Here is a 7,515-nt window from a genome sequence, read left to right on the forward strand (position 1 = left end):
GTTCGGTAATTCTACTAATTCGTCTCCCAATTAACCACGGCAGGTTATCCACAGTTCAAAACCAAAACAGCCGTTTGTATCCAGCCACTAAATCCATTGATATAACAACGTTTTTTAAACTTCAATAAATATGATAAAGGGTTTTCCACAATTCTGCAATCTTTACTTGTGGATAACTAAAAGTATTGATTTTACAAGCTTCTGATCTAACTTTAGCTTACCGATTCTTTTACACGCAACGTGGTGTTAAAAAATAGGCTGATTTAGTTTTCCACTGTTTTTGGAACATTTATCCACAGAAATTGTGGATAATTCGTCAAATAAAAAACGTGATCTTAACAATCAATTAATCATTAAGAACACGTTTTAAGGTTATTGATTATCCGATGAACTGCTACTGTCAGCACTGGCAGCCTGCGTCAGCTTAACTGATACCGTCTGCTGCTTGCCTTGGCGATACAACGTCAACTTGATCGTATCGCCAACCTTATATTTGTACAGCTGAGTCTTCAGATCACCACCATCATTAACCTTTTTATTGTTGATCTTGGTAATCACATCGTATTTTTGAATTCCCGCCTGGTCTGCTGCCGAACCACTTTGGGTCTTCATGACTACGACCCCTTTGGTAATGCTCTTTGGCAGCTTGAGGACGTTTTGCTGATCATCACCGTCAACATTGCTTAAGTCAAGCATTTCAATTCCCAAGGATGGCCGGGTGATCTTACCATTGGCAACCAACTGATTGATCACTCTGACGACCTCGTTGCTTGGAATCGAAAAGCCCATCCCTTCAACACTGGTCCCTTGGTTATCACTGGCCAGCTTCATCGAATTGATACCGATAACCTGACCTGCCATGTTGACCAGCGGACCACCAGAATTACCGGCATTAATGGCCGCATCAGTCTGAATGACCGTCGTATTGGTGCCGGAATTGCTTGAACTGGCACTGATCGTCCGCTTAGGTGCCGAAATAATCCCCTTGGTAACCGTATTAGCATATTCACTGCCCATTGGCGAACCGATTGCCAAAACATCTTGACCAGCCTTGATCGAGTTGGAATTACCGAACTTGGCAACCGTCGTCACGTTGGCAGAGCTGATCTTTAAGACGGCCAAATCAGTCGTTGCGTCGGTACCAACCAGTTCAGCCTGTACCTTCTTGCCGTTGCTCATGATTACCTGCAACGCGCTGGCTCCAGAAACCACATGATTGTTGGTAACGATATAGGCAGTATTGCCTGACTTCTTGTAGATTACCCCTGAGCCCTCACTTGCCGTCTGCAGTGAACTGGAATTGGAGCTTGATGAATCTGAATCCGCACCAAACATCGACAAAATATCATTGTCATCAGAGGAGCTGGTCTGCTTATTGATGACGCTGACCACGGCCCCTTTGACCGCGTTATAGGCCTCAGTTGACTGATTGCTCTTAGTATCCTCATTTTTATTGATCTTAGTGCCCCCGGATTTGTTTGATCCAGATGGCACTTTGGTAGCTTCGTTTTGCTGATGAGTGACGATTGCATTACCCACGCCATATGATACGCCACCACCAATCAGGCCCGCTAAAAGTCCTACCCCTGCAACTTTGACGATTAACCGCTTGCCTGCCATAATCTAATACTTCCTTTGTTTTTTTTCAGTATAACAAAAAAGTATGAATATTAGTTGAAATATTTACAAAGCCAACAGTTCACTTGGCTGGTCAGGCTCGGCATCCTTTAAGTCAAAGTCTTGATTCACACCCAGATCATGCTGCTCTAAAATCGTGGCAACCGTTAGATGAGCCAACGAGCGGATATTGTTGTGCTGACTGCGGTGTCCTAAAAAGACTCGCTTGGTATGGTTGCCGATCACATCCAATAAGGCTTCGGCACTCTCTTCATTGGAAAGGTGTCCCTCGTCGCTTAGGATGCGCTGTTTAAGCGGCCAAGAATAAGGACCCATTCTAAGCATTTCCGTATCATGGTTGCATTCCATCAAATAGGCGTCAGCATTTTCAATCGTCTTAGCTACACGCTGTGAGACGTATCCCGTATCCGTCAAAATACAAAAGGCCTGGTTGTCATGATGCAGCTGGTAAAATTGCGGGCAGGCCGCATCATGTGAAACGGCAAAGCTTTCTACCTCCAGATCACCAAAATCCTTAATCTTGCCTGGCTCAATAATATTTTTTTGTGCTAAGGGAATCTTGCCTACTTTTTTGGCCATCGCTTCCCACGTTTTGGCGTTGGCATAAACATCCATGCCATAGCGCCGTGCCAGTACGCCGACACCCTGCACATGATCGCTGTGCTCATGCGTTACAAACAGGGCCTCAACGTCTTTAAGCGAGCGGCCAATCGCCTGCATTCTTTCTTCCAGGCGCTTACCACTGAGCCCAGCATCAATCAAAATCCGATGATGAGCGGTCTCTAGATAAGTGGCGTTGCCTGAGCTGCCACTGGCTAAAATGCTGTAGTACAGATTGTCATCCGAGTTTGTCACTTGTTATCCTTCTTTGCCTATTGATTCAGCTGCGTCGTATCAATCTCTTGGGGCGTGTCGCGCATCAGCGTACTATTGAATGCATTAACCCTTAAATGCTGCACGTCACCGGAACTTTTAGTCTTGATCTCAACATACCAGGTTGGTACATAGACTGACTGGTCTTTGGTCAGCAGAGTTTTGGCATATCCCAGCTTAGCCCAGCGAATCTTTGAGTTGTTGGGGATATAGTTATGCTTATACAGCCAGGTCACGGCCTCTTGCTGACTGATGGTAACGGCACGTGGTCTTAGAACTTGTATATTGTTCAGATAAGTCTGTGTGTAACCATAGACCTTATGATTCTTGCCAACTTTAAAGCGCAGCTGCCCCTCACTGCCAAATACTGCACGCCCTTCCATCTTTTGCGTATAAATAATCGTATTGGCCGTCGACAGATCCCGATTATATGCATATTGCGATCCGTACAAAACATGATGCGAATTTTTGATAAATACATTTAGCTGCTGGTCAGGATTGAGCATACTAACCTTGATCGGCGAGGTTAGCTCACTGATCAGCATACCATTGCTTAACCGGACCGATTGATCGTTCAGTTTATTGACAGCAGCTGCCAGCTGACTGTTGGCTCGCTTACCGGATATATAATACCCCGTCTGCTGCTTGGTTGACAAATTGGCAAATCTTATTTCATCGTTGCGCATTTCTTTGAGAATCGTCTGTTGCTGACTTTGCTGTTTGACCATTGCCGTAAAATGCGTACCAATCAAAAAATAGCTGGCCAAGACGACGTCAAAGATTGTAAAAGCAATCACGAAAATCCATTGAATTCGTTTAAAGTTCATGCCGCGCCCCCCTATTTATCGTCCGTCAGCGTCTGATAGTCGACCCATTTGCCATGATAATAGACGTAATAGGTTGGTTCCAGTTTAACGACCTTGGTATCGTTATCTTGATTATCCCAGCGATAGCCAATGCGCAGTCCTGAAACTTCTTTATCCTTACCTGCCTGGCGCAGCTCATTATAGACGACTGACGAAGGCGGCAGTTTAACCTTTGATTCATTAATCGGCAATGGTACGCCCAGGCTGTAGAGCGACAGCTGGCAACGCTCCACGCCATCCGCGTTGGCCTGCAGCTTCACGGTACCGTAGCCATGATCGTTAAAGATCGGGAAGCCTTCCACGTAGCTGCGGAATATGATTGTCTGCTTTTTTTCGTTAACGGCATCAAATCGCATCCAGTCCAACGTTGTCCCGGTTGCCGTCAAGCGTTTGTACAAATGACGATACAGGCTGGCCCCTTGATAGGTACTGTCTTTGCCCAGATAGTTGGCAAAGCTGACCACATTTGTATCACGATGATAATCAAGCCGCTTGCTGGCACCATCCATATAGATCGTATCATTGCCCTTTTTCTTGGTGGTAAAGACCGATGAATTGGTTGAGCGCAGCAGATTCTGCGTCAGATTATCAATATCTTGCGTCGTCAGCTGATAGGCAAAGACCGGCAGCTTAATCGCATGTGGATAGGTTACGATTGGCTGGTTGTCTACAATTTTATGATCAACGTCGATGCGCTGTCCCGATTTTTGTACCAGCTTTTTGATTTTAGATCGGTTGGCGTTTTGCGTAATATTTAATCGATAGACCGTAAAATCATCATCATCAAGCAGATAGACCACGTCGCGACCCTTGAGCGGAATCACGATATGGTTGATCTGCGACATTTTTTTGCTGTCAACCGACTGTGAGAATGTCTGATTGAAGATTCCCGTTGCCATGGCATCTGGATAAGACAGCATGATCGAGTCGTCATTGCGCAGATAGTTTAGATAATCTGAAGAATCATTGCGAGCAACGCGGCGGAAACCTGAAAGCTGCCATTTCTGCATATCGTTGCGCAATGTCAAAATCAGGTTCTTTTTTTGACCATACAAAAGCTGCTGCGACTCATCAGACTTGGTTAGGATTACCTGCGTTGGCAAATAGATGTCGCCTACCGACTGCAAGGCGGTCTGCTGCGTAGTCCCTTTTTCGGCATCATTGTTGGCAAACCATTCATAGCCAAGCGAGTTCGTCCATAGCAACGCCGAAAGAAGCATGCTGAGAATGACAACCACGGCCAACAAAATACTCAGCCAATTTTCTTTGATTTTGGTCATTAATCCCAGTCATCTCCTTCATCATCATAAGGTACGTAAGGCAATGAGATATAAAAGGTCGAGCCCTTGCCTTCCACACTGTCAACCCAGATCTGACCACCCAGCATATTGACAACTTCCTTTGAGATTGCCAGACCAAGTCCACTACCACCCTGCTTGCGACTGCGGGCCTTATCAACCCGGAAGAAGCGATCAAAGATGTGTCCTAGATCCTTTCTAGGAATCCCCAACCCTTGGTCACTGATGCTTAAGATCACGTGGTTATGCGTCTCCAATAAGCGAGCCGTAATTACGCCACCATCCGGCGAATACTTGACGGCATTATTCATAATGTTGTCTACCACCTGGGTAAACTTATCAGGATCGATCTCAACCCAGAGATCCTTGCTGGTAAAGTGACGTTCGATAGTGTAACGCTTCTTTTGCGGATCTTCTTCTTTTTTGATGATCATGTCAAAGCGGTCCAGAATATATCTAAACAGTTCATTAATATTGACGTATTCCAAGTTTAGCTTGGCGGTACCAGAATCCATTCGCGAAAGACTCAGCAGATCGTTGATCATTCGAATCATGCGCTCAGTCTCGTCTTGAACGACTTTTAAAAACTGTGGGGCAATGTCTGGATCTTTCCAGGCTCCATCGCTCAAGGCCTCCACATAGCTCTTAACACTGGTCAGCGGCGTACGCAGCTCATGGGAAACATTGGAGACAAACTCCTTGCGCTCCCGTTCCTCTTTTTGCTGGCTGGTAACGTCATGCAGCACACAGACCAAACCAGAAACGAAACCCGACTCACGTTGAATCGGCGAGAAATAGGCGCTTAAGATCATATCATTGCCATCAACGTTTAGATCAAACAGGGTCTGCTGCTGCGAGTTGTCGATCAATTGCCGCACCGTGTAGTCGCGTCGTACGTCCAAGACATCCAGAATCGACTTGCCTAAAACATCATCTTCTGAATCAATATCCAGCATCTGCAGCGCCATGTTGTTGATAATCGTAACATTGCCGCGTCGGTTGGTTGCCAATACTCCATCACTCATATGCGACAGCACGCTGTCTAGACGCCGCCGTTCAGAATCGGTTGACTCTTGAGCCTCTTCAACGCGAACGGAAAGATTATTGACTGCACCGGCCAGCTGCCCCAATTCATCATTGCCCATAACCTTAACCTGGCCAGAATAATCGCCACGCGCAATCCGCAGGGCCTGTTTACGCATTTCCTCAATCGGCCGCGTAATTTCACGTGAGATCAAGACTGCCATGCCCAAACCCAGTACCACGGTAATCAAGGCTGCTGACAGATAGATCAAAGAAATGCCGTTAACACTGTCATAGACGCCCTCTAAATTGGCCCGTAAATAAACAGCCCCCACCACGTTATTGGTATTAGCGCTCACCAAAGGAATTACGTTGACATAATAGCGATTATGACTGGCATTATCATAGATATTCTCAGTATGGGAACGATTATTGAGCAGGGTATTCTTAACGGCCTCGTCAGTAGTTTTTTGGCCAACGATATCCTGCGTACCGGCATTGCTGGTTCCTCTGACGATTCCTTTGGCGTCGACTACACGAATCTCAGAGATGTTGTTGTTTTTGACTTCTGAAAGAATCTGCTTGATCTGCTTGTTGGCCGATTTTTCGTTAGTACGGCTCAATTGCTTGGCCAGCGAACTGTCAACATAGGTCGGCAGCTCAATCTGCTGCTTAAAGGTATTAAGATTTTCCTGTTCCAGTTGACGTACAAAAACCGCCCCGACGACTTCCAAGGTCAGCATCAGCATTAGCGCAAACACCAGGGCGATTTTAAAATGAATACTTTGATAAAATTTGATTTTGCTGTTCAAAACTAACTGATCCTTTTAGCTTTGGCTTGGGTTGGCCAAGTAATAGCCAACCCCACGACGAGTAATCAGCCATTGCGGATGACTGGGGTTGTCTTCGATTTTTTCACGCAGCCGTCGTACCGTTACATCAACCGTCCGTACATCACCAAAGTAGTCATAGCCCCAAACCGTCTGCAACAAGTGCTCACGATTAATAACCTGACCAATGTGCTGGGCCAGATAGTAGAGCAGTTCGAACTCACGGTGCGTCAAATTAATATTTTCGCCACGCTTGGTTACCGTGTAGGCATCGGGATGAATCGTTAAGTCACCGACCTGAATATCGGCATTCTGCGTCTCAGCTGCTGGTGCTGCTGCCGCTTCTTGCCGCCTTAGATTAGCCTTGACTCGTGCTACCAGCTCACGATTGGAAAATGGCTTGGTAACATAGTCATCAGCACCCAATTCCAGACCCAAGACCTTGTCCAATTCAGAGTCCTTGGCCGTTACCATGATGATTGGCGTCGTATGTTTAGCCCGAACACGCTTAGCAACCTCCAGGCCATCAATCTTAGGCAGCATTAGATCCAAGACAATCAAATCTGGCTGCTCGCTTTCAACCTTTTCCAGTGCTTCTTCGCCATCATAGGCAACGACGACCTCATAGCCTTCTTTTTCTAGATTAAACTTAATGATATCCGAAATTGGTTTTTCATCATCAACTACCAATATTTTTTTTGCCATTGATTAATTCCTCCATAGATTTACTGATCAAAACTCAATTAAACTGAGTCGTAGAGGTTTTTTGTACATAAATTGCGGTTCTATTATAGCATAGTCGCATTAATGCTTTTGAATCTCAAGATTTTTTTGCTAAAACTGTTGACAAAACATCTAAAAGCATTTAATATATATAACTGTTGTTGATGTTCAACAGCGATTAACAATTTGGGCAGTTAGCTCAGCTGGCAGAGCAACGGACTCTTAATCCGTGGGTCCAGGGTTCGATCCCCTGACTGCCCATCA

6 protein-coding genes and 1 tRNA gene are annotated in these 7,515 nt (G+C 45.6%); 1 reads left to right on the top strand and 6 read right to left on the bottom strand.

The genetic code is table 11. The features are described 5' to 3' along the window. Nucleotides 1-372: 372 nt before the first annotated feature. The 6 genes from HF864_RS04295 to yycF all read right to left on the bottom strand — a co-directional run bounded on the left by HF864_RS04295 (nt 373) and on the right by yycF (nt 7,233). Nucleotides 373-1,620, bottom strand: coding sequence for a trypsin-like peptidase domain-containing protein (locus tag HF864_RS04295; RefSeq protein ID WP_169461850.1), 1,248 nt, complete (start codon nt 1,618-1,620; stop codon nt 373-375). Between the two features lie 63 nt (nt 1,621-1,683). After that, on the bottom strand, nt 1,684-2,493 hold the full coding sequence (locus HF864_RS04300; protein ID WP_169461851.1) for an MBL fold metallo-hydrolase: 810 nt from the start codon (nt 2,491-2,493) through the stop codon (nt 1,684-1,686). Nucleotides 2,494-2,510: 17 nt separating this feature from the next. Beyond that, nucleotides 2,511-3,338 carry a two-component system regulatory protein YycI gene (locus HF864_RS04305; RefSeq protein WP_169461852.1) on the bottom strand — a complete coding sequence of 276 codons (828 nt, stop codon included), beginning with the start codon at nt 3,336-3,338 and terminating at the stop codon, nt 2,511-2,513. Between the two features lie 11 nt (nt 3,339-3,349). Continuing rightward, a complete protein-coding gene (gene yycH, locus HF864_RS04310) occupies nt 3,350-4,657 on the bottom strand; it encodes a two-component system activity regulator YycH (protein WP_169461853.1) in 1,308 nt (435 codons plus the stop codon). Continuing rightward, the gene (gene walK / locus HF864_RS04315; protein ID WP_169461854.1) at nt 4,657-6,510 is read right to left on the bottom strand and encodes a cell wall metabolism sensor histidine kinase WalK; all 1,854 of its coding nucleotides are present in this window, start codon (nt 6,508-6,510) and stop codon (nt 4,657-4,659) included. The genes yycH and walK overlap by 1 nt, the downstream gene beginning before the upstream one ends. A 15-nt stretch (nt 6,511-6,525) precedes the next feature. Further along, on the bottom strand, nt 6,526-7,233 hold the full coding sequence (gene yycF / locus HF864_RS04320) for a response regulator YycF (RefSeq protein ID WP_169461855.1): 708 nt from the start codon (nt 7,231-7,233) through the stop codon (nt 6,526-6,528). 206 nt (nt 7,234-7,439) lie between these two features. On the opposite strand from yycF, the gene HF864_RS04325 reads away from it, so the two are divergent. Further along, nucleotides 7,440-7,512 (top strand) — tRNA-Lys (locus tag HF864_RS04325). Nucleotides 7,513-7,515 lie beyond the last annotated feature (3 nt).

The sequence above is a fragment of the Lactobacillus sp. MRS-253-APC-2B genome (genome assembly GCF_012843675.1).
Classification (GTDB): domain Bacteria; phylum Bacillota; class Bacilli; order Lactobacillales; family Lactobacillaceae; genus Limosilactobacillus; species Limosilactobacillus pulli.